Annotated in this window: 24 protein-coding genes; 13 read left to right on the top strand and 11 right to left on the bottom strand. The window is 61.4% G+C overall.

Annotated features, from left to right (window positions below; all coding sequences use genetic code 11):
• Nucleotides 1-62: 62 nt before the first annotated feature.
• From AC50YL_RS32725 to AC50YL_RS32715, 3 genes are read right to left on the bottom strand one after another with little or no spacing between them, the layout of a single operon-like run.
• Nucleotides 63-2,030 carry an ABC transporter ATP-binding protein gene (locus AC50YL_RS32725; protein WP_494837578.1) on the bottom strand — a complete coding sequence of 656 codons (1,968 nt, stop codon included), beginning with the start codon at nucleotides 2,028-2,030 and terminating at the stop codon, nucleotides 63-65.
• A complete protein-coding gene (locus AC50YL_RS32720; RefSeq protein ID WP_494837577.1) occupies nucleotides 2,027-3,757 on the bottom strand; it encodes an ABC transporter ATP-binding protein in 1,731 nt (576 codons plus the stop codon). Before AC50YL_RS32720 ends, AC50YL_RS32725 begins: the two co-directional genes overlap by 4 nt.
• A 6-nt stretch (nucleotides 3,758-3,763) precedes the next feature.
• Nucleotides 3,764-4,297, bottom strand: coding sequence for a MarR family winged helix-turn-helix transcriptional regulator (locus AC50YL_RS32715; protein WP_494837576.1), 534 nt, complete (start codon nucleotides 4,295-4,297; stop codon nucleotides 3,764-3,766).
• Nucleotides 4,298-4,517: 220 nt separating this feature from the next.
• Between AC50YL_RS32715 and AC50YL_RS32710 the strand changes: the two genes are divergently transcribed.
• Both AC50YL_RS32710 and AC50YL_RS32705 read left to right on the top strand, forming a co-directional pair.
• A complete protein-coding gene (locus AC50YL_RS32710; RefSeq protein WP_494837575.1) occupies nucleotides 4,518-6,176 on the top strand; it encodes a glutamine--tRNA ligase/YqeY domain fusion protein in 1,659 nt (552 codons plus the stop codon).
• Between the two features lie 187 nt (nucleotides 6,177-6,363).
• Complete coding sequence (locus AC50YL_RS32705) at nucleotides 6,364-7,086, top strand: molybdenum cofactor guanylyltransferase (protein WP_494837574.1); 723 nt, start codon at nucleotides 6,364-6,366, stop codon at nucleotides 7,084-7,086.
• A 189-nt stretch (nucleotides 7,087-7,275) separates the two neighbouring features.
• Here the strand turns inward: AC50YL_RS32705 and AC50YL_RS32700 are convergent, their stop codons facing one another.
• The gene (locus AC50YL_RS32700) at nucleotides 7,276-8,514 is read right to left on the bottom strand and encodes a nitrate/nitrite transporter (protein ID WP_494837634.1); all 1,239 of its coding nucleotides are present in this window, start codon (nucleotides 8,512-8,514) and stop codon (nucleotides 7,276-7,278) included.
• Nucleotides 8,515-8,871: 357 nt separating this feature from the next.
• Entirely contained in the window at nucleotides 8,872-9,426 is a 555-nt protein-coding gene (locus AC50YL_RS32695; protein WP_494837573.1) for an ANTAR domain-containing response regulator, read from the bottom strand.
• A gap of 336 nt (nucleotides 9,427-9,762) precedes the next feature.
• Between AC50YL_RS32695 and nirB the strand changes: the two genes are divergently transcribed.
• From nirB to AC50YL_RS32660, 7 genes are all read left to right on the top strand, one after another.
• The gene (nirB, locus tag AC50YL_RS32690) at nucleotides 9,763-12,207 is read left to right on the top strand and encodes a nitrite reductase large subunit NirB (protein WP_494837572.1); all 2,445 of its coding nucleotides are present in this window, start codon (nucleotides 9,763-9,765) and stop codon (nucleotides 12,205-12,207) included.
• 155 nt (nucleotides 12,208-12,362) lie between these two features.
• Nucleotides 12,363-12,698 carry a nitrite reductase small subunit NirD gene (gene nirD / locus AC50YL_RS32685; RefSeq protein ID WP_494837571.1) on the top strand — a complete coding sequence of 112 codons (336 nt, stop codon included), beginning with the start codon at nucleotides 12,363-12,365 and terminating at the stop codon, nucleotides 12,696-12,698.
• 80 nt (nucleotides 12,699-12,778) lie between these two features.
• Nucleotides 12,779-13,603, top strand: a complete 825-nt coding sequence (locus tag AC50YL_RS32680) for a uroporphyrinogen-III synthase (protein WP_494837570.1) — start codon at nucleotides 12,779-12,781, stop codon at nucleotides 13,601-13,603.
• 216 nt (nucleotides 13,604-13,819) lie between these two features.
• The gene (locus AC50YL_RS32675; protein ID WP_494837569.1) at nucleotides 13,820-14,515 is read left to right on the top strand and encodes a DNA alkylation repair protein; all 696 of its coding nucleotides are present in this window, start codon (nucleotides 13,820-13,822) and stop codon (nucleotides 14,513-14,515) included.
• Nucleotides 14,516-14,684: 169 nt separating this feature from the next.
• A complete protein-coding gene (locus AC50YL_RS32670) occupies nucleotides 14,685-15,509 on the top strand; it encodes an alpha/beta hydrolase family protein (RefSeq protein WP_494837568.1) in 825 nt (274 codons plus the stop codon).
• A gap of 188 nt (nucleotides 15,510-15,697) precedes the next feature.
• On the top strand, nucleotides 15,698-17,062 hold the full coding sequence (gene nagZ / locus AC50YL_RS32665) for a beta-N-acetylhexosaminidase (RefSeq protein ID WP_494837567.1): 1,365 nt from the start codon (nucleotides 15,698-15,700) through the stop codon (nucleotides 17,060-17,062).
• 155 nt (nucleotides 17,063-17,217) lie between these two features.
• Nucleotides 17,218-17,958 carry a GTP cyclohydrolase II gene (locus AC50YL_RS32660; RefSeq protein WP_494837633.1) on the top strand — a complete coding sequence of 247 codons (741 nt, stop codon included), beginning with the start codon at nucleotides 17,218-17,220 and terminating at the stop codon, nucleotides 17,956-17,958.
• A gap of 214 nt (nucleotides 17,959-18,172) precedes the next feature.
• Here AC50YL_RS32660 and AC50YL_RS32655 read toward each other — a convergent pair whose 3' ends face one another.
• Nucleotides 18,173-18,502: a YnfA family protein gene (locus tag AC50YL_RS32655; RefSeq protein ID WP_494837566.1), complete on the bottom strand. Its 330-nt coding sequence runs from the start codon at nucleotides 18,500-18,502 to the stop codon at nucleotides 18,173-18,175.
• 300 nt (nucleotides 18,503-18,802) lie between these two features.
• On the opposite strand from AC50YL_RS32655, the gene AC50YL_RS32650 reads away from it, so the two are divergent.
• From AC50YL_RS32650 to AC50YL_RS32635, 4 genes are all read left to right on the top strand, one after another.
• The gene (locus tag AC50YL_RS32650; protein WP_494837565.1) at nucleotides 18,803-19,399 is read left to right on the top strand and encodes a TetR/AcrR family transcriptional regulator; all 597 of its coding nucleotides are present in this window, start codon (nucleotides 18,803-18,805) and stop codon (nucleotides 19,397-19,399) included.
• 7 nt (nucleotides 19,400-19,406) lie between these two features.
• Nucleotides 19,407-19,778 (top strand): DMT family transporter, encoded by a 372-nt coding sequence (locus AC50YL_RS32645; RefSeq protein WP_494837564.1) that lies wholly within the window; start codon nucleotides 19,407-19,409, stop codon nucleotides 19,776-19,778.
• 30 nt (nucleotides 19,779-19,808) lie between these two features.
• Complete coding sequence (locus tag AC50YL_RS32640) at nucleotides 19,809-20,132, top strand: DMT family transporter (RefSeq protein ID WP_494837563.1); 324 nt, start codon at nucleotides 19,809-19,811, stop codon at nucleotides 20,130-20,132.
• Nucleotides 20,133-20,312: 180 nt separating this feature from the next.
• Nucleotides 20,313-20,933, top strand: coding sequence for a YjgB family protein (locus tag AC50YL_RS32635; protein ID WP_494837562.1), 621 nt, complete (start codon nucleotides 20,313-20,315; stop codon nucleotides 20,931-20,933).
• Between the two features lie 215 nt (nucleotides 20,934-21,148).
• Here AC50YL_RS32635 and AC50YL_RS32630 read toward each other — a convergent pair whose 3' ends face one another.
• The 5 genes from AC50YL_RS32630 to AC50YL_RS32610 form a co-directional block, all read right to left on the bottom strand.
• Nucleotides 21,149-21,778, bottom strand: a complete 630-nt coding sequence (locus AC50YL_RS32630; RefSeq protein WP_494837561.1) for a DsbA family oxidoreductase — start codon at nucleotides 21,776-21,778, stop codon at nucleotides 21,149-21,151.
• Nucleotides 21,779-22,087: 309 nt separating this feature from the next.
• On the bottom strand, nucleotides 22,088-22,738 hold the full coding sequence (locus tag AC50YL_RS32625; protein WP_494837560.1) for a metallophosphoesterase: 651 nt from the start codon (nucleotides 22,736-22,738) through the stop codon (nucleotides 22,088-22,090).
• A gap of 17 nt (nucleotides 22,739-22,755) precedes the next feature.
• Nucleotides 22,756-23,943, bottom strand: coding sequence for an ABC transporter ATP-binding protein (locus tag AC50YL_RS32620; protein ID WP_494837559.1), 1,188 nt, complete (start codon nucleotides 23,941-23,943; stop codon nucleotides 22,756-22,758).
• Nucleotides 23,940-25,625, bottom strand: a complete 1,686-nt coding sequence (locus AC50YL_RS32615; RefSeq protein ID WP_494837558.1) for an ABC transporter permease — start codon at nucleotides 25,623-25,625, stop codon at nucleotides 23,940-23,942. The genes AC50YL_RS32620 and AC50YL_RS32615 overlap by 4 nt, the downstream gene beginning before the upstream one ends.
• Nucleotides 25,625-26,809: an ABC transporter substrate-binding protein gene (locus AC50YL_RS32610; protein ID WP_494837557.1), complete on the bottom strand. Its 1,185-nt coding sequence runs from the start codon at nucleotides 26,807-26,809 to the stop codon at nucleotides 25,625-25,627. The genes AC50YL_RS32615 and AC50YL_RS32610 overlap by 1 nt, the downstream gene beginning before the upstream one ends.
• Between the last annotated feature and the right edge of the window lie 35 nt (nucleotides 26,810-26,844).

Genomic DNA, 26,844 nt, shown 5'->3' with positions numbered 1-26,844 from the left:
AAATGCGGGTCGCCGAAGGCACTCTGCCAACGACAATCCTTGGCGCCTCCGCGGCCGGAAGGCTAGCTCACGTCCTGCGTCCGCTTCTGCGTGCTGAACTGGCTTTCGTACAGGTCGGCGTAAAAGCCGCCCGCGGCGAGCAGGCCTTCGTGCGTGCCCTGCTCGATGACGGTGCCGTGGTTCATGACGAGGATCAGGTCCGCGTCGCGAATGGTGGACAGCCGGTGCGCGATGACGAAGCTCGTGCGGCCTTCCATCAGCTCGCTCATGGCGCGCTGGATATGGATCTCGGTCCGCGTGTCGACGCTGCTCGTCGCCTCGTCGAGGATCAGGATCGCCGGATCCGCCAGGATGGCGCGGGCGATGGTCAGCAGCTGCTTCTGTCCCTGCGAGATGTTGGACGCTTCCTCGTTCAGGATCGTATCGTAGCCGTCCGGCAGCGTGCGGATGAAATGGTCCGCGTAGGCCGCGCGGGCGGCGGCCACGACCTCGTCCTCCGTCGCGCCGTCCCGGCCGTAGGCGATGTTGTCGCGGATCGTGCCGTTGAACAGCCACGTATCCTGCAGCACCATGCCGAACAGGCTGCGCAGGTCGCGGCGCTTCAGGTCCGTCAGCGCCGCGCCGTCGATCGTGATGCTGCCTCCGCTGAGTTCATAGAAGCGCATGAGCAGGTTGATGAGCGTCGTTTTGCCGGCGCCCGTCGGTCCGACGATGGCGATCATCTGGCCGGACTGCACGTGAATGTCCATGTCCTCGATGAGCGGCGCGTCGTCCTTGTAGCGGAACTTCACGTGATTGAAGCTCACGTTGCCGCGTATCTTTGCGATTTTGCCCGGCACGGGTTCCTTCCCGGGGGCGGCAAGCGCGGTCGGATTCGCCGCTTCCGGCACTTCCTCTTCCTCGTCCAGCAATTCGAAGATCCGCTCCGCGGAGGCGATCGTCGACTGAATGATGTTGGCGATTTGCGCCGTCTGCGTGATCGGCATCGCGAATTGGCGGGAGTAGGAGATGAACGCCTGCACGTCGCCGATCGTAATCGATTTGTGCAGCACGAGCAGGCCGCCGGCGACGCTGACGAGCACGTAGCCGATATTGCCGATGAAGCCCATGATCGGCATGATCATCCCGGAGACGAACTGCGCGCGCCAGCCGGATTCGTACAGCCGCTCGTTCGCTTCGTTGAACTTGGCGACGGATTTTTTCTCGTGGCCGAACGCTTTGACGATGTTATGGCCGGTGTACATTTCCTCGACGTGGCCGTTCAGCTCGCCGAGCGCCTTCTGTTGGCCTTTGAAATACAGCTGCGAACGCTTCGCGATCATCTTGATCGCGACGAAGCTGAGCGGCAGCGTCACGACCGTGATGAGCGTCATGAGCGGGCTGATCGTCAGCATCATGACGATGACGCCGATGAGTGTGACGAACGACGTGATGAACTGCGTCAAGCTTTGCTGCAGCGTGCCGCTGATGTTGTCGACGTCGTTGACGGCGCGGCTCAGGATTTCCCCGTGCGTGCGGGAATCGAAGAACTTGAGCGGCAGCCGCTCCAGCTTCTCGTTCACGTCCTTGCGCAGGTCGTAGACGGTCTTTTGCGCCACGCTCGCCATTACGTATTGCTGAATGTAGCTGAACAAGGCGCTGATGATGTAGAGCACGCCGAGCACGGCGAGAATTTGCCAGATGTAGCCGAAATCGATGGCCGCGCCCGGCGTTCCCTGCACCTTCCCGACGATGCCGTTGAACAGCTCCGTCGTCGCCTTGCCCATGATTTTCGGCCCGAGGATCGAGAACACCGTGCTGAGCACGGCCGTCAGCACCACGATCAGGAGCGCGAAGCGGTGCGGGCGCAGGTAGCCGGTCAAGCGGCGGAGCGTGCCTTTGAAATCCTTCGCTTTCTGCACCGGCATGCCCATGGCGCCGGGGCCGCCGCGTCCGGGGCCGAAGCCGAAATTGCCCGGCGCGGGACCGCCCGGACGCTGGCCCGGACCGCCCGGACCGCCGCCTGCGGGAGCTTTCTGTTGTTCGCTCATGCGATCTCCTCCTCTGACAGCTGTGACGTCACGATTTCGCGGTAGACGGTGGACGATTGCAGCAGCTCGCGGTGCGTGCCGATCGCGGATATCCGGCCGTCATCGAGCACGATGATGCGGTCGGCGTCCATGACGGTACTGACCCGCTGCGCGACGATGAGCACGGTCGCTTCCGTCGTCTCGGAACGAAGCGCGGCGCGGAGCTTGGCGTCGGTCTTGAAGTCGAGCGCCGAGAAGCTGTCGTCGAACAGATAGATCGACGGCCTGCGAACGAGCGCCCGGGCGATGGATAGCCGCTGCTTCTGGCCGCCGGACACGTTCGTGCCGCCCTGCGCGATCGGGGAATCGAAGCCGTCCTTCATCTCGGAGACGAAATCGTACGCCTGCGCCACGACGGCCGCATGGCGAACCTCCTCGTCCGTCGCGTCCGATTTGCCGAAGCGGATATTCTCCGCGATCGTGCCCGTGAAGAGCACGGCCTTCTGCGGCACGAGTCCGATACGGGCGCGCAGCTCTTCTTGCGTCATCTCCCGTATGTCCGCGCCGCCGATCGTAATGCTTCCGCCCGAGACGTCGTAGAAGCGCGGAATCAGGTTGATCAGCGTCGATTTGCCGGAGCCCGTGCCGCCGATGATGGCCGTGACTTCGCCGGCGCCCGCCGTGAACGAAATCCCGGAAAGCGCGGGCATCTCGGCGCCCGGGTAATGGAAGGAGACGTCGTTGAAGGCCAGCTCGGCCTTCGCGGACGCGCGCCCGGCGGACGTGCGCGCAGGGTCGTAGATGTCCGGCACCGTGTTCAGCACGTCGTTGATCCGGGTAGCGGACGCCGAGGCGCGCGGGATCATGACGAACATCATGGACGCGAAGATCAGCGCGAACATGATCTGCCACGCGTATTGGATGAAGGCCATCAGGTCGCCGACCTCCATGTTGCCGCCGTCGATGCGCAGCCCGCCGTACCAGACGATGAACAAGCTGGCGAAGTTCAGCACGAGCATCATGATCGGCATCAGCGAAGCCATGATGCGGTTGACCTTGATCGCCGTGTCCGTCAAATCGAGATTGGCGTCGTTGAAGCGGCCCTGTTCATGCTTCGTGCGGTTGAAGGAGCGAATGACGCGGATGCCGGTCAGGTTCTCGCGGAGCACGAGGTTCAGCTTGTCGATCTTGACCTGCATGACCTTGAACAGCGGCACGCCGCGGCTCACGATGAGGAAGATGATCAGCGCGAGCACCGGCACGATCGCGATGATGACGAGCGAGAGATGAGCGTCCTTGTAGAGCGCCATGACGATGCCGCCGAAGCACATCATCGGGGCCATGACCATGACCCGCATCATCATCATGAGCACCTGCTGGACCTGCGTGATGTCGTTGGTCGTACGCGTAATAAGCGAGGCGGTGCCGATTTGGTCGAATTCGTGCAGCGAGTATTTCTCGACATGCGCGAACACGCGGCTGCGCAGGTCGCGACCGAAGCCGCCGGCCGATTTGGCGGAGAGGAAGCTGGCGCCGATGGAGCAGATCCCGCCGGCGAGCGCGATGAGCAGCATCAAGCCGCCGATGCGCCAGATGTAAGGATTGTCGCCCGCGACGACGCCTTTGTCGACGATGTCCGCAAGCAGGGTAGGGAGGTACAGATCCGATAAGGATTGCAGCAGCACGAACAACAGGACGAATGAAACGAGCATCTGGTAGGGCTTCAACATACCCAACAATTTAATCATGACGACTTATTCACCTTCTTTGGTCGTAGTAGAGGGATTTGCCCCCGGCCCGCAGCCGGGGACGCCTCCGGATTCGGAATTCCCGTCCAGGGTTTGGTAAAACGCGTTCACTTCGTCCAGCAGTTTGACCAGCTGATGCGCCCGGTCTCCGCCGAGATGCGCGACGAGCGCGGACATGCGCTCCTGCATCGCCGCATGCGCCTGCCCGGTGAGCCGCTCGCCTTCGTCCGTAAGCGTAATGAGGGAGGCCCGGCGGTCGCTGGGATCCGCGTTCCGCCGGAGCAGCCCTTTGGCGACGAGCATGTTGACGCTCTGGGTGACGGTCGGGGACGCGACGTTCAGCATGCCGCTGAGCTCCGAGGCTTTGACGCCGGCGGGATTCTCGGCCGTCGCCCTGCGGATGCTGAATAGGGTCATCGTCTCGGCGGGCGTGCAGTTCTCGATGGGGCTGCGGCTGTTCCATGGCAGCTGCCGCAGCTGCCGCAGCGAGCGAATGAGCTCGTGCGCGGCCGGAGGGGGGTGATTGTGGTCGTCGTGCATGGGCGTCTTGCTCCTTTATGCGTTTAATTTGATTAGCTAACCTAAGTATATATTGCGAGCGGCGGATGTCAAGACGGCGATTTATTCTAGCGGGCGCAAGATTGCTATTTATAAAGGCGTCCGAAATTGTGTACAATAGTAGGATAAAAGCGGATCGGTTTCCGTTCGAAGCCAGCGCTTCGAACGAGCATTCCGCTAGAGTCGAGAAAGGTTGGTCGTTATGGAGAATAAGGCATCATCCTCTAACTTTATCAAGAACATCGTGAGCGACGACCTGCAGTCGGGCAAGGTCGCCGAGATCGTCACCCGCTTTCCGCCGGAGCCGAACGGCTACCTGCACATCGGCCACGCGAAGTCGATCACGCTTAATTTCGAGCTGGCCGACGAGTTCAAGGGCAAAACCAATTTGCGCTTCGACGACACGAATCCCGTCAAAGAAGATACCGAATACGTGGAAGCGATCCAGGAGGATGTCCGTTGGCTCGGGTTCGAGTGGGACGATCTGCGTTTCGCCTCCGATTATTTCGAAGAAATGTATCAGCGCGCCGTGCTGCTCATCAAGAAAGGCAAGGCTTACGTCGACGACCTGTCCGCCGAGCAAATGCGCGAAATGCGCGGCACCCTGACGCAGCCCGGCCAGAACAGCCCTCACCGCGACCGCGGGATCGAGGAGAACCTGGACCTGTTCGCCCGCATGCGCGCCGGCGAATTCAAGGACGGCGAGCGCGTGCTTCGCGCCAAGATCGACATGGCTTCGCCGAACATCAACCTGCGCGACCCGGCCCTGTACCGCATCGCCCATGCCCATCATCACCGGACCGGAAATGCATGGTGCATCTATCCGATGTACGACTACGCGCACCCGATCGGCGACGCCATCGAAGGCGTGACGCATTCCATCTGCACGCTGGAATTCGAAGACCACCGGCCGCTCTACGATTGGGTCATCGAAGAATGCGAGATGGCGGACAAACCGCATCAATACGAGTTTGCCCGTCTGAACGTGACGAATACGATCATGAGCAAGCGATACCTGAAAATGCTGGTCGATAAGGGTGTAGTCGAGAGCTGGGACGATCCGCGCATGCCGACGATCAGCGGCCTGCGCCGCAAAGGCTTCACGCCCGAATCGCTCCGCGCCTTCTGCCGCGAGATCGGCGTGTCCCGCGCGTACAGCGTGGTGGACGAGCGCATGCTGGAATTCTTCATCCGCGAGGACCTGAAGCTGAAGGCGCCGCGGACGATGGCCGTGCTGCAGCCGCTGAAGGTCGTCATCACCAATTACCCGGAAGGGCAATCGGAGCTGCTGGATGCCGAAAACAATGCCGAGAACGAAGCGATGGGCATCCGCCAAATCCCGTTCTCGCGCGAGATCTACATCGAGCAGGACGACTTCATGGAGAACCCGCCGAGCAAGTATTTCCGCCTGTTCCCGGGCAACGAGGTGCGCTTGAAGAACGCGTACTTCATCAAATGCGAAGAGGTCGTCAAGGACGCGAACGGCAATGTCGTCGAGCTGCGCTGCACCTACGATCCCGAGACGAAGAGCGGTTCCGGCTTCACCGGCCGCAAAGTCAAGGGCACGATCCACTGGGTGGACGCTTCGCAGGCCGTTCCGGCCGAATTCCGCCTGTTCGAGCCGCTGCTGCTGGACGAGGAAGGCGATTCCGACAAGGAGTTCCTCGACCGCATCAACCCGGAATCGCTGACGACGCTGCAAGGCTTCGTCGAGCCGAACATGAAGGAAGCGAAGGGACAGGACAAATTCCAGTTCTTCCGCCACGGCTACTTCAACGTCGATCCGAAGCATACAAGCCCGGAACGCGTCGTGTTCAACCGCGTCGTCTCGCTTAAGAGCTCGTTCGATCCGAAGGCTTGATTTTACGGAGGCCGTCCCTTGCCGGGACGGCCTTTTTCCTTTAAATCGCCGCACATCCGAAGGCTAATGTCTGAGGGTCGGTCAAAAGGCGCCCGGCCGTGCAGCCTTCCTTCACAATCCTTCTACCGCCCTCTATACTGGAAGAAATAGCTTGGACGGGCGAAGCGGACGGAAGGAGGGCAAACGGATGGAAGAGGAACGGACGGTGGCTGCCGGACGGTCCGGTATCATTCTGGCCGGCGGACATAGCACGCGCATGGGGCGTAACAAAGCGCTGCTGCCGGTGCGCGGCAAGCCGCTCCTGCTGCGCTTGGCGGAGCGGATGCTGGCGCTGGGGATGACGCGCGTCATCGTCGCTTGCGGCACGGACGGGCGAGGGGCGGAGTATCGCGCGCTGCTTCGGGAGCTGCCGGGCGACGTCGCGTTTGCGGTCGACCGCTTCCCCGGCAGCGGTCCGCTTGCGGGCCTTCATGCCGCGCTCGGCGCGATGCCGGAGCCCGGCTACGCGTTCGCGATGGCCTGCGATATGCCGGCGATCTCGGCGTCGTTGTACGCGCGGATGCTTCAGGCGGCCGGGGAGGCGGGGAGATTCGGCGAGAACAAGGGACGGGCGGATAATGGCGGCGGCCATGATGGAGATGGCGGCGAATCCGCGCCTGCCTCCCGTGATTCGGCGCTTTTGCCGCAGCTAATCCGCACGGCGGGCCAGCCCTTCCATGCGCTCTACCATACGAGCGCGCTCGGTGAGCTGGAGCGGCGCTTGCGGCAGAACGATCTGCGCGTCATGCCGCTAGTCGGCGCGCTGCGTTCGATCGAGCTTGCCGCGGCCCCGGATGAAGAAGAAGCATTCGTCAACCTGAACACGCCGGAGCTCTATGAACAATATTTGCGTTTGCGCGGGAAGGAATGACGGCTTCCGGCAGGCAGACCGACCTTACCGGTCTCCAAGGCAACCAAACCAAATCAACCAAACCAAGCAAAAAAGCCCCCTGCCGGAAGCGGATCGCTTTCCGGATCAAGGGGCTTTTGACGGTTGTATCGGGGACGAGTCGACCGTCCGGGCGATCTGAACCGTATGGCCGGGAGCCGCTTATAACGCTTATGAAGCGATAGTTCCCTGCACGGGAGCGTCGACGCGGGCCTTGCCGCCGCTGCCGATCCAGGACCGTTTCCACGAGCCTTGGATCAGGAAGATCAGCGCGACGCAGACCGCCGCCACGCCGCTGATGATCAGGAAGCCGGGCATGTACGAGCCGGTCGACTGTTTCAGGTTGCCGAGAACCTTCGGCAGGAAGTAACCGCCGAGTCCGCCCGCGGCGCCGACGATGCCCGTTACGATGCCGATCTCGTTCCGGAAGCGGAGCGGGACGAGCTGGAATACGGAGCCGTTGCCCATGCCGAGCGCCATCATGCCGACGAACAGGAGGACGAGCATGACCGGCAGCGCGGGGAGCGACGAGATGCACGCCATCATGACCGCGACGACGCCGTACAGCAGCATCAGCATGCGGATGCCGCCGATCCGGTCGGCCAGCCAGCCGCCCACGGGACGGAAGAAGCTGCCGGCGATGACGCAAAGGGTGGTGAAGTCGGCCGCCCGTACGGGGCTAAGGCCGTATTGGGTATTGAAGAAGATGGTGAGGTAGTTGGACATGCCGACGAAGCCGCCGAACGTGACGCCGTAGAAGATGCAGAACATCCACGTGTCGCGCTGCTTCAGCACGGAGCCGTAATCGGAGAGCTTGCGCGGCGCGGGTTGGTTCGGGCTGTCCTTCGCGAGGATGGTGAAGGCGACGAATACGAGCGCGATCGGGATGAGTGCCAAGCCGAATACGACATGCCAGGTGCCGAAGTGCTGGGCGATCCGGTTCGCGAACAGCGTCGAGAACACGGTGCCGCTGTTGCCGGCTCCCGCGATGCCCATGGCGAGGCCTTGGTATTTCGGCGGATACCAGCGGCTGGCGAGCGGCAGGGCGGCGGCGAAGGAAGCGCCCGCGATGCCGAGCATCAGCGCGACGACGTACAGCTCGCTTAGCGAGTCGACGAATTTCCAGCCCCAGATGAGGGGCACCATCGTCAGGATCAGCCCGATCTGTCCGGTGCGCTTCGGACCGATGACGTCCGTCAGATAGCCGAGCACGAGCCGCAGCACGGAGCCGCCCAGGACGGGCAGGGCGACCAAATTGGCTTTCTGCGCGGCATCCATCGGGTAATCGGCCATGATGACCACGGCCAGCGGGCCGAGCAGGGACCATACCATGAAGCTCAGATCGAAATACAGGAACGCGCTCAGCAGCGAGGGGCCGTGCCCGCTCTTCAGAAAACTTTTACGGTCCATCATAATGAAAAACTCCTCTCCACGGTTGGGGTCGCTCTTCTCTCTTTTTCTGCTTCTCTCTCTGTTTCTTGCTGGCGGCCGGCCGGGATCCACGGGCGAGCGAATAGGGATAGTGCGAGCCCGCATGCCCGGCCGGCCGCTGCCGCCTAGGCTTGATACGCAATAAAAGGCCGCATCGCAGTCCTCGGACTGCAATACGGCCTCATCGCCATCGGCTGCACGTCGGTGTGCGGGCCGGGTCATCGTTCGATACACGACTTTGTGATCTTAGTTTGCATTATAGGGGGAAGGGAAATCGCATGTCAATATTCCTGACACAAGCAATCGAAGAAAATTTTTTGGCCATTTGAATCGCGTTCAACCGTGAATGAGCTGGTAGACTTTCACGATAGAGGCCGAAACATCCCCGATCCGCTTGCGTTCGTTCATTGCCTGTTTGCGCAGGAATTCATAGGCTTCCGCTTCGGTAATCCCTTTGATCTCGCACAGCACGGCCTTCGCCTGATCGATCCATTTGCGCTCTTCGAGCCGCTGCATCAGCTGCTCGCGCTCTTCCGCCCAGCGTTTGCGCTGTTGGAACGCGCGCTGCCCCCACTTCAGCGCCACGTCCATTTCCAGGCTGTTCATGGAACCGAAGAGGACGCCGTCCGGCATGAAGCCCCATTCGATGTCCTTCGGTACCGCGGCGTCCGAGCAGAGCCACAGCGTAGGAAGCCGACGCATGCGGGCTATAGCGGACTGCCACTCGTGCATCGTTGCGGCCGGCACGTGCAGCACGACCGCGTCGACGGTGCCGATGAGACGCTTGGCTTCTTCCGCGCGTTCGGCCCGGTGCAGCGATTCGCAGCATTGCCGCAGGCTGCGCACGGCATCGGAAGACGTTCCTTGTTCAAGCAAAAGTATGGCTTTCAACGATCATCACCTCGCTTGGCTGGGCTTGGGCGTTCATTTCACGGTTGCAGAGGCAATGATGTAATGGAATGTGACGTGTAACGCCTTCATTATGGCGCGCAATACCGAACCTTCTCGCTGTATTATGGAACAACTCCGCAACTCATGTCAAGATAGTTGACATATATCTTGGAACGATCTATAATCGAGTCATAATATTCGATCCTGCGGCACAACGGCGTGCCCTTTCGATCCGGCAATGGTGCCTATCTCCGCGTCTTCTTCACGTTGACGCGCGGATGGGCTTTTTATGGTTTCCGGGACGCGTCATCACTTTTTCCAAGAGGAGAGATCGCCATGAAAAAGAAGCTCGTCATGATTGGCAACGGCATGGCCGGCGTGTCGTTCGTCGAACAACTGTTGAAGCTTAACCCGAGCCGGTACGACGTGTCCATTATCGGAGCCGAGCCGCATCCGAACTATAACCGCATCATGCTCTCGTCCGTTCTCGCGGGCGACGCCGGCATGAACGATATCATTTTGAACGATTGGGACTGGTACCGCGACAACGGCATTGCGCTGCTGGCCGGGCAAGAAGCGGTGGCGGTGGACGCGGCGGAGCGGACCGTCACGACGAGCGTGGGAGAGACGCTGCCTTACGACGAGCTGGTGTTCGCGACGGGCTCGCTGCCGTTCATGCTGCCGCTGCCCGGCGCCGACAAGGAAGGCGTCATCGCGTTCCGCGATATCAAGGATTGCGAGACGATGATCGAGACGGCCAAACGGTACCGGAAAGCCGTCGTCATCGGCGGCGGCCTGCTCGGCCTCGAAGCCGCCCGCGGCCTGATCAACCTCGGCATGGAGGTCGGCGTCGTCCACAACAGCCCGTATCTGATGAACCGGCAGCTGGACGAGACGGCCTCGCGCATGCTGCAGGCGGAGCTGGAGAGCCAAGGAATGAAGTTTCTGCTGGGCAAACAGTCCGACTTCATTGCGGGCGGAGACCGCGTCACGGGACTGACGTTCAAGGACGGCTCCCACGAGGCGGCGGATCTGATCGTCATGGCGGTCGGCATTCGGCCGAACGCGCAGCTGGCGAAGCAAAGCGGCCTCGTCGTGAACGATGGCATCGCGGTGGACGATTATATGGCCGCAAGCCTCCCGAACATCCATGCCGTCGGGGAATGCGCGGAGCATCGCGGCGTCTCCTACGGCCTCGTGGCGCCGCTTTACGAGCAAGGCGCGGTGCTGGCCAGGAAGCTGGCGGGCGTGGACGGCGACGGCTACCAGGGCTCGGTCGTGTCGACGAAGCTCAAAGTCTCCGGCGTCCATGTCTTCTCGGCCGGACGTTTCGCGGACGAACCCGGCACCAAGGCGCTCCGCGTCCAGGACGATCTGGACGGCATCTATAAGAAGGTCGTGTTCGAGAACGGCAAAGTCGTCGGCGCTGTGCTCTTCGGGGATACGGGCGACAGCTCGAAGCTGTTCTCGGCCATCCGCGGCGGGAAGGATTACGCGGGCATCGAGAAAGAGGTCTTGTTCGGACCGTCCGGCGCGGGGGGCAAGTCGGAGAGCGCGACCGATCTGGTCGCGGCGATGAGCGGCGACGAAATCATCTGCGGCTGCAACGGCGTGACCAAGGATGCGCTGGTCGGAGCCATAACGGAGAAAGGCTGCGTCAGCGTACCCGAGCTGAAGGCCTGCACGAAGGCCTCCGCCGGCTGCGGCGGGTGCAAGCCGCTCGTGGAAGCGGTTCTGTCGGCGACGCTCGGCGCCGATCGGGTGGCGACGGTAAAGGAAGGCATCTGCGGCTGCACGACGCTGTCCCGGGACGAGATCGTGGGCGCCATACGGGAGATGCATCTGACGACGACGAAAGAAGCCATGCACGTGCTGGAATGGCGCAATTCGGAGGGCTGTTCCAAATGCCGCCCGGCGCTCAACTATTACCTCGGCATGGCGTTCCCGGAGGAGCACGAGGACGAACGGGAATCGCGCTTCGTCAACGAGCGCAACCACGCCAACATTCAGAAGGACGGCACGTACTCCGTCGTTCCGCGCATCTATGGCGGCGTGACGACGCCGGAGGATCTGATGAAGATCGCGACGGTCGCGGAGAAGTACAGGGTGCCGCTCGTCAAATTCACCGGCGGTCAGCGGATCGATTTGCTCGGCGTCAAGAAAGAAGATCTGCCGGGTATGTGGAAGGACCTCGACATGCCGTCCGGGTACGCCTACGGCAAGTCGCTGCGGACGGTCAAGACCTGCGTCGGCAACACGTTTTGCCGCTTCGGCACCCAGGATGCCATCAAGATGGGCGTGGATCTGGAGAAGAAATTCGAACGGCTGAACACGCCGCACAAGGTGAAACTCGCCGTATCCGGCTGCCCGCGCAACTGCGCGGAGGCGACGATCAAGGACCTCGGCGTCGTCGCGATCGACGGCGGGTGGGAGCTCTACGCGGCCGGCAACGGCGGCACCCGCGTCCGCGCGGCGGATCTGCTGACGAAGGTCAAGACCGAGGAGGAAGTGCTCGCGTGGACCGGCGCTTATCTGCAATATTACCGCGAGACGGCAAATTATATGGAGCGCACGAGCGAGTGGTCGTTGCGCGTCGGGCTGGATACGATCAAGCGGGCGCTCGAGAAGCCGGAAGACCGCGACGCGCTTAACGCCCGCATCGACAAGGCGCTGGAGCTGACGCAGGATCCGTGGAAGCAGATCATCGAGAACCACGGGTTGCGCAGCGCGTTCGACGTCAAGACGGCGGCGGTCGGCGGCCAGGCTGCCGACGGGAAGTAAACGGAAGCCGCGAAGCAGGCGGAGAACGGTATGGGCAAGCCGCGAAGCGGACGGAAGATGGCATGGGCAAGCGGCGACGCGCGAGGAAGATCGTGCGGCGTCCGATCATAGAAAGCCGTCGCCGGTCGGCGGCTGGGCGAAGGAGCGGAAGCGCGATGAACCAAGTGGTGGTAGGGCATATTTCCGAATTTCCGGCGCGTTCGGGACGGGTGTTCCGGGCAGGGACGCTGGAGCTGGCGATGTTCAGGCTGTCGGACGGCACGGTCAAGGCGGTCGAGAACCGCTGCCCGCACAAACAGGGCAGGCTTTCCGAAGGAATCGTATGCGATCATCATGTCTATTGTCCCCTGCATGATTGGAAGATCGACCTGCACGACGGACGCGTGCAAGCGCCGGACGAAGGCTGCGTGGACGCGTATCCGGTCGAAGTGGACGACGCCGGCAACGTGGTCCTGTTCCTGAAGGACGGTGTCGAAGCGAAGGTATCCTAAGATTAGCGCCGCAATCGGGCTGAGAGGGAATTCGGGTATTGTGCCGGGCAACGGCGATTACGAGGCGGGAGGCGACCGGGATGGCGCGATTGGAAGGGAAAACGATAGCGGTGACGGGAGCGCGCAAGGCGGACGACTTCGATAGAATGGTGGCCAAATTCGGCGGGACGACGCTGCTTCGGCCGGCGCAGGGCGAAGTTTTCCTCGACGAAGGCCGGATCGAGGAGCAGCTGCGCGGCTTGATCGCCGACCCGGCGGATTGGCTCGTCCTGACGACCGGCACGGGGACGGAGGCCTTGCTGGACGCGGCGGATCGGCTGGCGCTGCTGATGCCGTTTCTCGCCGCGCTCGGCCGGATGCGGATCGCGGCCCGCGGCTACAAGACCGTGAACGCGCTGCGCCGGTTCGGACTGGCGCCGGATGCGCGCGACGACGACGGCACGACGGCCGGCCTTCTTCGGGTCATGGGACAGAACGACTTGACCGGCATGCGGGTCGCGCTGCAGCTCTACGGCGATCCCGCGCCGCGGATTACCGCCGAGCTATCCGCCCGCGGAGCCGTCTGCGAGGAGCTGCTGCCGTACCGCCACCTTCCGCCGGAGGGCGATGTCGTCGATCGGTTGATCGACGAGATTATCGGCGGCCGAGTGGATGCCGTGGCTTTCACGAGCACGGCGCAGGTCCGCTGCGTGATGGGCTGCGCGATGGAGCGCGGCAAGCTGGAGGCGCTGCGGGCGGCTTTCGCGGGCGGCGTGCTGGCGGCGGCCGTCGGCAAGGTGTCGGCGGAGGCGCTGCGCGAAGAGGGCGTGGCGCAGGTGTTATTCCCGGAGGAGGAACGGATGGGCAGCATGGTGGTGGCGCTGAGCAAGTTTTTCGGCGCCGCGGACGATAATTACGTGGCTTGAGCGAGTGAGCGGATCGCGTCTGCGCGAGGCGATTCAACTGGATTGGATGTAATCGCGATAGCGGGTCCCTTCGAGCGGAAGGGGCTTTTTTGTTATTGCGTCGGCGAGCGGACAGGGAGCGGGAAGGCCTTGGCGAAGCATCCCGATTTTCGTAGCGTCGCGTTTTGGTTGGAGCCGCGTTATCTTGTATAATCAGGCTAAGAGGGGGCGAACCGGATGACGGCCATACATACGGGGAACGGAATTGCTTACGCGGGCGGACTCGAGGAATTGCTGCGGAGCCATGCGAACGCGGAGCGGGCGGCTTCGATGGAAGCTTACATGCGGAATCAGTTCTTGTTTCTCGGCATTCGCAATCCGGAGCGCACGGCGCTCGCGAAGCAGTACATGAAGGAGCGCGGCGTGCCGGCCGGGGCGGAGCTCGAAACCGCGGTACGGCGATTATGGCTGCTGCCGGAACGCGAGTTTCCGTATACGGCGTTGATGCTGTTGGAGAAACGCAAAAAGGATCTGCGTCCGGAGCAAACGGAGCTGCTGGAATTTCTCATCACGACGCAGGCGTGGTGGGACACCGTCGACATGATCGCGAGCCATCTCGCGGGAACGCTCTTCGCGAAGCATCCGGAGCTCGTGCCCGCGTTCTCGGAGAAATGGATCGCGTCGGACAACCTGTGGCTGCGGCGCAGCGCGATCCTGTTTCAGCTCGGCTACAAGGAACGCACGGATGCGGGGTTATTGTTCGCGCTCATTCGGCGGACGGCGCACGAGGGCGATTTCTTCATGCGCAAGGCGATCGGCTGGGCGCTGCGGGAATACGGCAAAACCGATCCGGAAGCCGTGCGGGCCTTCGTCCGCGAGCACGAGCTTTCGTCCCTTAGCGTGCGCGAGGCGCTGAAGCATATCGGGGATTAGGGCGAAGCATGTCGCCGGGTAACCGGCGTGCGACCGTCGAGATCGCGTTTTGCACGCCGTACCGTTGGCTGATTCCTGGGGGAAAAGGCGATTGACGGGCGGGATTATCCATGGTATTGTTAATCCCAACAAAGTAGGTAGGAATTATAGGAATAAGGTGGTGCCGATTATGAATCATCCCATAACGATTAAGAGCGGCGATATAGAATTGGCCGGCGTGCTGCAGTACCCGGTCGTGCAGGAAGGCGCAAGGTACGGGAGCAAGTACCCGATCGTGATTATTTGCCATGGTTTTATCGGCAACCGGATGGGAACGGATCGCCTGTTCGTGGAAGCGGCCGACCAGCTGACGCGCAGCGGACATCTCGTGCTTCGGTTCGATTACGGCGGCTGCGGCGAAAGCACCGGCGACTACGGCAGCGGCGGTTTGGATGAGCTCATCGCTCAGACCCGGACGGTCATCGACTATGCCTCCGGCCTCGACTTGGTGGATTCGGAGCGGCTCGTGCTCTTGGGGCACAGCCTGGGCGGCGCGGTCGCGGTCCTCACGGCGGCGCGGGATGCGCGCGTCAAATCCCTCGTGCTGTGGGCGCCGGTCGCGCATCCGTTCATGGATATCCGCAACATCGTCGGCATGAAGGCGATCGAGGAGATCGACACCGTGGGCAAGACCGACTATATGCATTATCTGTTCACGAAGCGGTTCACCGATTCGCTGGCGCAGTTCCAGCCGCTCACCGAGCTGGGCGGCTACGCCGGCGACGTGCTGATCGTGCACGGCACGGCCGACACGGTGATCCCGGTCGATTACTGCTTCCTGTACCAGAAAATGTTTTGGCTGCGCAAGGAAGGCAATTGCGATAAAGAAGTCATTTTGCAGGGAGATCATACCTTCTCCAGCAAAGCCTCCCGCGACGAGCTGTTCGATGTCTCGCTGCGCTGGATCGATTCGATCGGCAAGCGCCGCAGCGACTGGAGCCTGTGGACGATCTGATCGGGGCGCGCAATCGGCCGTCATCACCCGGAAACGGGCGGGCGGCTTTTCGGCGTTTCGCCTGCCGCGGAACGTCTTCTAACCGCATACGCATCCTCGTGAAGCCGGTCGACTGCAACAATCGCGGGGTCTTCTTTCGTCGGAAAGGGTAAGACTAAGAAGACATCGACGAAACGAGTGTGGTTGACATGAGGAAATTATGGCTTGCCCTGCTGGTGCTTTCGGTCGGCCTTGCCGGCGGATGCGGCTCTTCCGGAAACGGCGAAAATACGGGCACGACGGCACCGCCGCCGGTCAAGACCCCCGATGCCGGGAATCCTTCCGGGGAGACGCCCAGCCAGCCAAGCAACGGCGGCAATGCGGGCAATAACGGGTCGTCGCCGCCCGCGAAGCCGGGCGATACCGGCAACGAACCGTCATCGCCGCAGGAGCCGGCGGTGCCTCCCGCGCCGACGACGGCGGAACTTGTCGCGCAGAAGCTGCAGAAGATGACGCTGGACGAGAAGCTGGGCGAGATGGTCATCGCCGGCCTCGACGGCACGACCGCGAGCGCGCAGGCGAAGCTGATGATTCAGCAGCAGCATATCGGCGGCTTTATCTTCTATAAAGAGAACGTCACGACCCCGGCCGGCGTCGCCGCTTACGTCAATCAGCTCAAGGCCTGGAACGCGGACAACCACGCGCCGCTGCTGATCTCGGTCGATCAGGAAGGCGGCCGCGTCAGCAGGCTGCCCGGTCTGCTGAAGATTCCCGCGGGCAGGGTCATCGGGGACACGGGCGATGTCTCCTACGCCAGTCAGATCGGGACGGCCCTCGGAGCGGCGAGCAAGCTGATGGGCTTCAACGTGGACTTCGCGCCCGTGCTCGATATCAACAGCAATCCCAAGAACCCGGTCATCGGCGACCGCTCCTACGGCACGACCCCGAAACGGGTGACCGACATGGGTTTGGCCGTGATGGAGAGCATTCGCGATCAGGGCGTGGTCCCGGTCGTGAAGCATTTTCCGGGCCACGGGGATACGTCGGTGGACTCCCATTTGGAGCTGCCGGTCGTGAACAAGAGCTTGGCGCAGCTGAAGGCGTTCGAGTGGGTGCCTTTCAAGGCGGCGGTCAAGGACGGCATCGACATGGTCATGGTTGCGCATATCCTGTTCCCCAAGATCGACAAAAACGTGCCGGCATCATTATCGAAAACGATCATCACGGACGAGCTGCGCGGCGAGCTGGGCTTCAAGGGCGTCGTCATCACCGACGACATGACGATGGGCGCGATCTCCGAGAACTTCGGGTTGGCGCAGGCGGCCATGACCTCGGTCAAAGCCGGCAGCGATATCGTCCTGCTCGCGCACGGGTACGAAGATGCCAAGACCGTGCTCGGGGCGTTGAAGCAAAGCGTGCAGAAGGGCGATATTTCGGAGAAACGGATCGACGAGAGCGTGACGCGGATCCTGACGCTGAAGCTGAACTACAAGCTGAGCGACGCGGCTATTCCGTCCCATCCCGACGTCAGCGGCGTGAACGCGATGATCAAGAAAGCGATGGCGGCGCACTGATCCGCCCGCCGCAAACGGCTGTCCCGAAGGCTATCGCCCGCGAGGCGGCTTATTTTCGGTTTCCGGGGGAAACCTAGCGTAAACGGCACCAAGCTGGAGAAACGGAGAGTCAAGGAGGCGCCATGATGCCAGTCATTGATGAAAACATCGTGTCGATGCTCGATCAGAACATCGACACGATCAAGGGGAAGTCGGGCACGATCATTTTGGTGGGACCGATCAAGCTGCCGGTCAATTTGGACGGCGAGACGATCGAGTTTCAATGGTACTGCTGGCTGCCCTGCAAGGATCTCGTCCATAAGGAAGGCAGCTGCAAGGAGAAAGAACGAACGGAGTTTCTGATCGAGCAGCTGTCGGCTTCCAATCTCGCGGAGAAGCAGCAGTCGAGCGTGCTCGTCCACGGCGATTTCGCGAACGCGGAGGACGCGCTCATCCGGATGCACAGCATCTGCCATACCGGCGACATATTCGGAAGCAAGCGATGCGATTGCGGCTATCAGCTGCATCAGTCGATGAAGATGATCGCGGCGCATGGCGCCGGGGCGCTGTTTTATCTCGCGAATCACGAGGGGCGCGGCATCGGGTTGTTCAGCAAAGCGATGGCTTACCTGCTTCAGGAGAAGGGCTACGACACGGTCGAAGCGAACCTGGAGCTCGGCTTCAAGGACGACGCGCGCAGTTATGACGACACGCTGACCGTGCTCAAACATCTGCGCGGCAAACCGGTCACGCTGATCACGAACAACCCGCGGAAGATGGAGGCGCTTAAGGCATCCGGGATGAACGTCGGCGCGCGCGTGCCGCTGTGGGGCGACGTCTCGGAGTTCAACCGCAAATACTTGCAGACGAAGGTGAATCGATCGGGGCATTTCGACGAGGAACAGACGATTCCTTGAAGAGGAGCGGTTTGAGGAGCGGTTTATTGAAAAGAAGCCGGGGCTGGTGCCCCGGCTTCTTGGTCTAATTCGCGTGCGCGTGCGTGCGTTCGAGCAAAGCAAGCTCTCGGCGACCAGGGAAGTCGATGAATCGATGCCGGTCTGCTGCGCTTTGGAGTAGGCGATCATGGTATCCCGCGGATTGCGCCTGCTCGCAAGCTTCGCGCCGCAAAGGCTATGCCGGACGGGGCGCCCACAGCATGATGGATACGCCGACGATGCAAACGGCGGCGCCGATCCAATCGTACACGTCCGGCGTTTTTCGGTCGACCAGCCAGCCCCAGAGCACCGCGAGCACGACGAACGCCCCGCCGTAGGCGGCATAGACGCGCCCGAACGACGGAAAGCTTTGCAAGGTCGGGATGACGCCGTAAGCGACGAGTATGAGGCTGCCGACAATCCCGAACCAGAGCGGCTTCGCGTCCTTGAGCCACAGCCATACGAGATAGCCGCCGCCGATCTCGGCCAGTCCGGCCAGCAGGAATAGCGCCAATGCGAGAATCATGAATAAATCTCCTTTCGGCCGGTTCGTCGTCCCTCCGAAATCTCGGTCTTCGTTCATTCCCGTTCAACCCGCAATAAAATAATTGCATGTTATTACCGAATTACGTACTTACATAACAACATAATAAGGACTCGATTTCCAGCCGCTGAATAAAATTCAGGCTGCTTTGCGGCGAATTTCGCGAGCCGGACCTGGGTAGCCGCCGCAAACACTTGACGCGCGGAGCGAGAACCGTTACTCTAGTAATGGTTAACTAACGATCGTTAGGTAAATTTGAACGACTTGAAAGGGTGTCACCGCATGACCGCAACCCGTCTTAAACAAACCGCCCTCGCGCTGTTCGCGGAAGCGGGCTACGAAGGCGTCTCCTTGTCGGAGATCGCCAAAGCCGTCGGCATCAAGACGCCGTCGATTTATGCGCATTTCGAGTCCAAGGAGCAGCTCTTTCTCGCGCTGCTGGAGGACGCCGTGCACGAAGAACACGAGAAATTCACGCTGTTGCTCCGAAGCATGGAGGATCAGCCGCCCATAGCGCGTTTTTATGCGGTTTTCCGTTTCTTCACCGATTTGGACGGCCTCACCAAAGGACAGTCGTTCCTGAAGCGGACGATGCTCATGCCGCCGCGGAATTTGGAGGAGCGGCTTCGCCGGGATTTCATCGCGTACGAGGATGTCTTTACCGTGCCCATGATCAAGCTGCTCCATGAATGCCTCGGCACGGATTCGCTCGATAACGAGCAGGCGGAACGGCTGATCGCGCTGTTCTTCGCGCTGACCGACGGACTGCTGGTGGAATATAAGCTGTACGATACGGAACTTTATCGCCGGCGGCAGGCGCTGCTGTGGCGTTGGCTGCAGGACGCGTTGGCGCTCGAGCAGGCCGGAAGGAAAGGATGAGGACGACATGGCATGGCTCTATTTGCTGATCGCTGGCGTACTGGAAGTGGTCTGGGCGTACGGCCTTCAGGAATCGGAGGGATTTACCAAGTGGCTGCCGAGCCTGATCACGGTCGCGATCCTGGCGGCGAGCTTCTTCTGCTTCGCCAAGGCGATGAAGCGCATCGAGATCGGGACGGCGTACGCCGTGTTCACGGGAATCGGCACGGTGGGGACCGTCGTCGTGGGCATTGCGGTGCTGGATGAGCCGGTGAACGTTCTGAAGCTGTTGTTCATCGCGCTGCTCGTCGGCGGCATCGTCGGATTGAAGGTGATTTCCGGCAGGACGGAGGCGGAGAATGCGGCCGAAGCGGCCAAAACGAAAATCACCGCGGACTAAGCTTGCACGGACATGAGAGGGGGTTGCGCCGTGGCCTGGCTGTTTTTGCTGCTTTCCGGACTCGGGGAGGTCGGAGGCGTTACGGGAATGAAGCTGTCGAACGGCTTCAAGAATTGGAAGGGCACGCTGCTCGCCCTGGCATCGGGGTTCGTCAGCTTTTATTGTTTATCGCGCGCGCTGCAGGATATTCCCATCAGCACGGCTTACGCCATCTGGACGGGGATCGGCTCGGTCGGCAGCGTCATTCTCGGGATGCTGCTGTTCGGCGAATCCAGAGACAAGCGCAAGCTGGTGTTCATCGGGATGATCTTCGTCGGCGTGGCAGGGCTCAAATTCATCGGCGGCGCGCACTGAGCGGGCCGTCTTTTTGTTCGTCCAGCCCTTCGTGCGCGTTGCGAGGCAGCGGAAATCGTTACTTTGTTGTTACTTTCTCGTTACTCTTTTGTAACGAAATGCGTCTGCGCGGCGGGTAATATGAACGTGTAAGGCAACGACGTCCCGGGTCGCAAATCCAACGAAGAGGTGAGTTATAGCATGAACGCAAAAATGAATCCAGCAATGAAGACATGGAGCAAACTGGCCTTGGCCGGACTGATTACGGCGGGTTCCGTCGCACTCGCGGCACAACCTCAAGCACACGCGGCGAGCGCGGCCAGCGCGCAAGCTCCGGTACCGGCAAGCCTAAGCGCCCAAACGGGCAGCACCTATATAAAGACCATTTACTCGCTCGCCAAGCAGGGTAAAATCCCCGGCTTGAACGCGATCGCGGGCAAAACGCCGATCTCCGCGGTCCATTACAAATGGGGCCAGCCGGATACGGGCGGCGATTCGAAGGGCAACCATTACGAGGGCTATAATTTCGGCATGGGACAAGGCGCGTTCGCCTTCGGCGTCAACAAATCCGGCATCATCTACGACCTTCGCAATTTCGGCGAATCGGTCGATCAGTCGGTAGGCATCAAATCGCTGACCTTCACGTCCGTCATCAAGACGCTCGGCATGCCGAAGGAAGTCCGCTTCAGCGGAACGGACAAGATCTATGTCTATCCCGTTTCCTCGTACGAACTGAAATTCGTCGGTCCGAGCACGGTCGCCAAAGGCAAAACGGCGCATATCGACCACATCAACGTCTATTCCGCCAAAGCGGCCAAATAATAAACGCGTTATAAAGGGTTCGCGGTCATCTCGCGAACCGCGACAAAAAACCGTCCGAATTCGGCCCATTCGCCGAATCGGACGGTTTTTTGCGCGGCACAGCCGCCGCCAATTGCGCAACGCCGCCGTTGTTTGGGCGTCCCGACGCTTGCAGCATTCGGCGCCATAATGCGCGCCGGGAGAACCGGCCGTCCATGGACCGGTCCGTTCGTTCCTTACACCCGGGCGCCGCCCATCAGACCGAACAGCTCTTCGGCGGGATAGGCGCCGGACAGCGCGTAGCGGTTGTTGAACACGAAGAACGGCACGCCGGTGACGCCGATCTGGCGCGCCCGCTTCAGGTCGGCCTCGACCTCCTCGGCGCCTTCGCCCCGTTCCAGGCGTTCGCGCAGGCCGGGCAGGTTCGCGCCGAGCCCTTCGGCGATCGCGAGGATGGCCTTCAATTCCGTGATGTCGGCACCGTCTTCGAAATACGCCTTGAACAGCGCTTCGATCGCGGATTCCTTCATCTCCTCGGGCAGCAGCGAGACGAAGCGGTGCGCCAGCCGGGTATTCGGCATCTTGGATACGCGGTCGAACCGAAACGTCACGCCGACGGCGGCGCCGGCGCTCGTGACATGATCCGCGACGCGTTTCAGGTGGTCCGTTCCGCCCATTTTGCGCATCATGGCTTCATCGTACACGCGGCCCTCCTCCGGCAGGTTGGGGTCCAATTGGTACGCGTGATAGGCGATGGTTACCGGTTCGCCGCATTGTTCTTCCCACAACTGCAAAGCGCGGGTCAGGTTTTGCTTCCCGATACGGCACCATGGACAAGCGACATCGGAATAGAGGTCAATATGCATTTGATCGCGACAACCTTTCCCTCATGTATTTTGGAACTGCCTCGCAGGGCGGTTAATGGGCGAGCGCAAGAACGGCAAGCTTGAATTCTTATATAACCATGCTAATGCAGAACGGCGAATCAATCAAGCGCGGGAAAACGATCGTTCCCGAATCTCGGATGCGGACGAGCCCGCGGCGGGCGACAACGGAGAGCGATCCCGTCACGTAAAAACACCCCATGGCATGGCCGTCGGCTGCCCGGAGGCTCCGCCGATGACGATACGAAGGGGTGCGTTCTAAGTAGAGGACGACGCTTGCATCCATCGTTTTCAATAAATGGTTTTGTTCACGGCGGCCGCCTTGGGGTTCGAATCGGTCTTGCACCAGTAGCTGAGCCGCTTGTGCACGTCGAACAAGGTCAGGCGATGTCCATGCTTCGCGCCGGTATCGATGCCGATCTTTCCTTCCCCGAACCACAGCTTCCCGGGCGCGCCCAGCTTGAATGTAGGCGTATGCCCAAATACGACTGTGTATTCCGTGTCGGTCGGCTTATTCAGGAAGTCATCCCGGATTTCGGTCAAATCCGCAAGCGTCTGGCCGAGCAGCCCGACGCCCGGGCGGATACCGGCATGGACGAACAGGTAACCGTCCTCCATCCGGTAGCGGGGCAAGCTTCGGATCCAGCCGCTCCATTCCGCCGTCTCTTCTTCGGACAAATGCGAATAGTCGAATTGCCGCAGCAGCTTCAGCTCGTGGTTGCCGAGCAGCGCGCATGCGCCTTGCTGCACGAGCGAACGGATATACCGCAGCGTCCCGTAGGTGCCGGGATGGGCGGCGTCGATATAATCGCCGAGCAGGATGAGCCGATCTAGCGACGGATTGTATTCGGCGGCCGCAAGAAGCCGTTTCAGGCTTTCCTCGCAGCCGTGAATGTCGGAGATGGCAAGCAATCGTGAGGGAGATATCGAATTAGAGGGCACTACCGTCTTCTTCCTTTCTATTCCGCCTCGGCGTACATATGGGCGGAGACTTCCGGCACGGCCAGCCACTTCCGGCTGCCCGGTTCGATTGGGCCTTCATGCAGCAGGTACATCTTCTGCCCGCAATCCGATTGGATTCTGCAGCGCCAGTGCTTGCCTTCGAAAATGCTGTTCGAAACGGTGACGGGCAGACCGTTCGGGCGGGACTTGATTGCGTCCGTCCCATCCAAGTCCATCAGCGAGGCGTCTTCCGGCCGGAACATCAGCTCCGCGCGCGGCTCTTCCGGCAGCCCCGCTCCGCGCGGGAACAAGCCGCGGATCGGCTGATCGCTTTCCGGGAGCAGCAAGCCGGTCGCGCCGTCCGGCAGGACGACCGGTTTGCCTTTCAGGCTGTTGATGCCGCCCAGCAGGGAACAGACCCAGCGGCTGGCGGGCCGGTTATAACATTCCTCCGGCGTTCCGATCTGATCGATCTGCCCGGCGCGCATGATCAGCAGGCGGTCCGCCATCGAGAACGCTTCTTCCGGGTCGTGCGTCACGTGGAAGACGCTTGTGCCGAGCTTGCGGAACAGCTCGGCCATCTCGGTCCGCATCTCGACGCGCAGGCGCATGTCGAGATTGGACAGCGGCTCGTCGAGCAGCAGCAGCTGCGGGCGCGTGGCGAGCGCGCGGGCGATGGCGACGCGCTGCTGCTGTCCGCCGGACAGCTCGGGCGGCAGCCGTTTCTCCAGGCCGCCGAGACGGAGCAGCTCGAGCAGCTCGCCGACCGTGCGGTCGATGTCGCCCCGGGCCATCCGTTGGCGGCGCAGTCCGTAAGCGATATTGTCGTAGACGGACAGATGCGGCCACAAGGCGTAATCCTGGAAGACCATGTTCACGTTGCGCTTCTCCGGCGCCAGCATCGTGCGGGAAGAGCCGATGAGCGTGCCGTTCAGCAGCAGCTCCCCGCCGTCGGGCTGGAGCAAGCCGGCGACGAGCTGCAGCAGCGTCGACTTTCCGCAGCCGGACGGTCCGAGGACGCTGATGATTTCCCCGGGACGCATGTCGAACGAGATGCCTTTCAGGGCTTGGAACGCCCCGTAGCTCCGGCTCAGGAATCGGGCCGAGAGCAGCGGCGTCTCGGACGGCTGCGCGTTCGGGGTTTTCGATAAGGATGGCGCCGCGGCATTGCTTGATGCTTCGGCCCTCGCGGTAGACGGACTCATGCTTTAACCTCCTTGCGGCGGAGCAGGAGCTCCAATCCGAGAATGATCAGGATGACGATAACGGAACCGAATACGGTCGCGGCCGAGGCGTACCCGAATTTCAGGTCCTCGAACGCTTTGTTGATCGATACCGGCAGGGTCAGAAAATTCGGCGGGAACAGGATCGAATTGACCGCCAGGTCGAACACGCCAGAACCGAACGCGGCCAGCGCGGCCGACAGCAGCGCCCCCCGGATGAGCGGCACGAGAATGACGCGGATCCGTTCGAAGAAGGAACCGCCGTACAACTGGGCGGCGGTCAGCAGCTGAGCGGGCACTTTCGCCATCGCGCCGACGAGCATCCGCGTGACGATCGGAATCGCGCCGGCGACGGAGGCGAGCACGAGAATCCACGGCGTGCCGTACAGCAGCAGCCCGACCTTCTCCAGCCAAGGCTGGTTCCAGACGAAGATGTAGCCGATGCCGAGCACGACGCCGGGCACCGCGAGCGTCAGGATGGAGATCGTCTCGACGAACCGTTTGAAACGGAAGGCCGAATACGTCAGGACGTAAGCGACGCCAAGGCCGATGAGCAGCGCGAGCACCGCCGCGGCGGCGGCGATCAGCAGGGAGTGTTCCAATCCCTTCAGCAGCAGCTGGCCGTCTTTGAACAAGGCCGAATAGTTGGCGAATGTCCAGTTGGCGGGCTTCATGCCGCCGCCGGCGGTCTTCGCGAAGGACATCCAGACGTTCGTGCCGATCGGAATGCCGATGATGACGGCGAGCAGAATCAAGTTGCCTGCAGCAAGCGGGAACTTAAGCCGGCCGGATGGCTGCGGCACGAGCCGCTCGGCGCGTCCGTTCAGGAAGTCGTACCGCGAACGGCGCATGGCGTAGAACTGCAGAACCATCGCGGCCCCGATCAGGATAACCAGATAGAACGACAACACGCCGGCCATATCGAATCGGATCGGCGACGTATAGATCGCCGAGTAGATGGAGTAAGGCAATGTCGGAAACCGGTACACCGCGGAGATCGAAGCCGGCAGGCCGAAGTCGCCGATCGTATCCATGAACACGAGCGCGGCCCCCGCCAGAAAAGCCGGCAGCAGCAGCGGCGCTTGAATCGTCCGCCATGCGGTGAAGGGCGAAGCGCCGTTCAGCCTCGCGGCCTGCGACAGCGAATCGACCTTCCATTCCATGGCCGAATGGACGCTGAGATAAGCGAGCGGAAACTTGCTGAGCGTCATGACCGCGATCAAGCCGGCCGGACTGAAGATAAAACTGTTTATCCAATGCACGCCGAGAACGGAAGCGGCCAGGCCGTTCGGCGAAGCGAACATGACCCAGCCCTGCGATAATATAAACGATGGCGTGATGAGCAGCACCCAAACGGCCGCGTCGAGCAGCTTCGCCGTCGGGAAAGCGCGGGAGGCGCGAACCATGGCCAGCACCCCGCCGAGCACCGTTGCGAAGAGCGTCGTGCCCGTTGCGAGAATGAGCGAGTTCTCCAGCGATTTCTGCCAGAGCGGCCGCTGCGCGATCTCGAACAGGATCCGCCAATCGCCGAGTTCCAGGTTACCGAAAAAAATGCCCGGGAGCATCACCTGAACGATGACGGCTCCCAGCGGGCAAAGCACGAGTATGAACAGCAGCAGCGTTATCGGCCATCCGAGACGGCCGTCCGAAGAACGGGCGAACATTACTTCACCGATTGGTCGGAGAACCACTGCTTGATTTCGGCTTCGTTATCGGCTGCCCAATCCGCTTTGGCTACGACCAGCTTCGCGTTCGGCATGCGATCGGCTTTCGGTGTTACTCCGGTGATGGACGGTTCGAAGTAGCTCTCGTCGCCTTTGTCGATCAGCGCTTGCTGCGTCTTCGGATCAAGCAGGAAGTCGACGAATGCTTTGGCGCCGTCCGCGTTCTTCGTATCCTTCTGAATGGCGGCTACGCGGACGGATCCGGGAGCGCCGTCTTCCGGCCAGACGATTTCGATCGGATCGCCGTTCGTTTTCATGACGTACGCGTTGCTCTCTTGCAGCGCGGCAACCGAGATTTCGCCGCCGGTCAACGCTTCGACGACGTTCGGGTTCTTCGGATAGACGTGCAGGCCGTTCTTCATCAGCGAGCTGAAATACGTTTTGGCGGCGTCCATCCCTTGGTCTTGGAAGAACCACGAGACGAACGGATAAGCGGGAGCGGCGACGGCCGGATCAGCCATGCCGATTTGACCTTTGTATTTTGCATTCGTGAAGTCGGCCCAAGTTTTCGGCGCGTCTTCGGCTTTGATTTTGTCCTTATTGTAAACGATGACGCCTGCGGCATGCGTGCCTGTCGGGTAGAACGAACCGTCGGCCGGCACGAACGATTTGGAGAAATCCGTCAAGCCGGAAGCATTCGCCGGCGTCCAGCCGGTAAGCAGCTCGCCCTGCTTGTCCAATCCGTTGATCGAAGGCATGGAGTCCATCCATACGACGTCCCAGTGCGGATTGCCTTTTTCCGCTTCGATGCGGGACATGATCTCGGCGCCGTTGCCGCTGACGACTTCCAGCTTGTAGCCGGTTTGTTCCTCGAACATCGGTTTGACGATATCGTCGAAATCGTTCAGGTAAACGGTTACCGTGCCTTTGTCGGCGGGCGGCGCATCGGTCGTTTCGGTTTGGGTCGCATCCGATGCCGCGGCAGCGTTCGTCGCCGCGTTCGTTGCGCCGGCAGCGTTCGTGCCGTTACCCGCATTGGTTGCATTCGTTGCATTTGCGTTCGCGGCGTTGGCCGCATTGTTTCCGCCGTTCTCGTTGTTGCCCGATCCGCAAGCGGTCGTGACGATCGTAAGCAGAAGCAGCGTTCCTACCATACCTAGTTTGCCGTTAGTCATCGTTTTCATTTAGTTCTTCTCTCCTCCGCCTAATGGTCTATTAC

Source organism: Paenibacillus sp. J22P277 (genome assembly GCF_059383675.1).
Note: the sequence above shows the minus strand (reverse complement) of the source record. Positions and strands in the feature narration are given on the sequence as shown.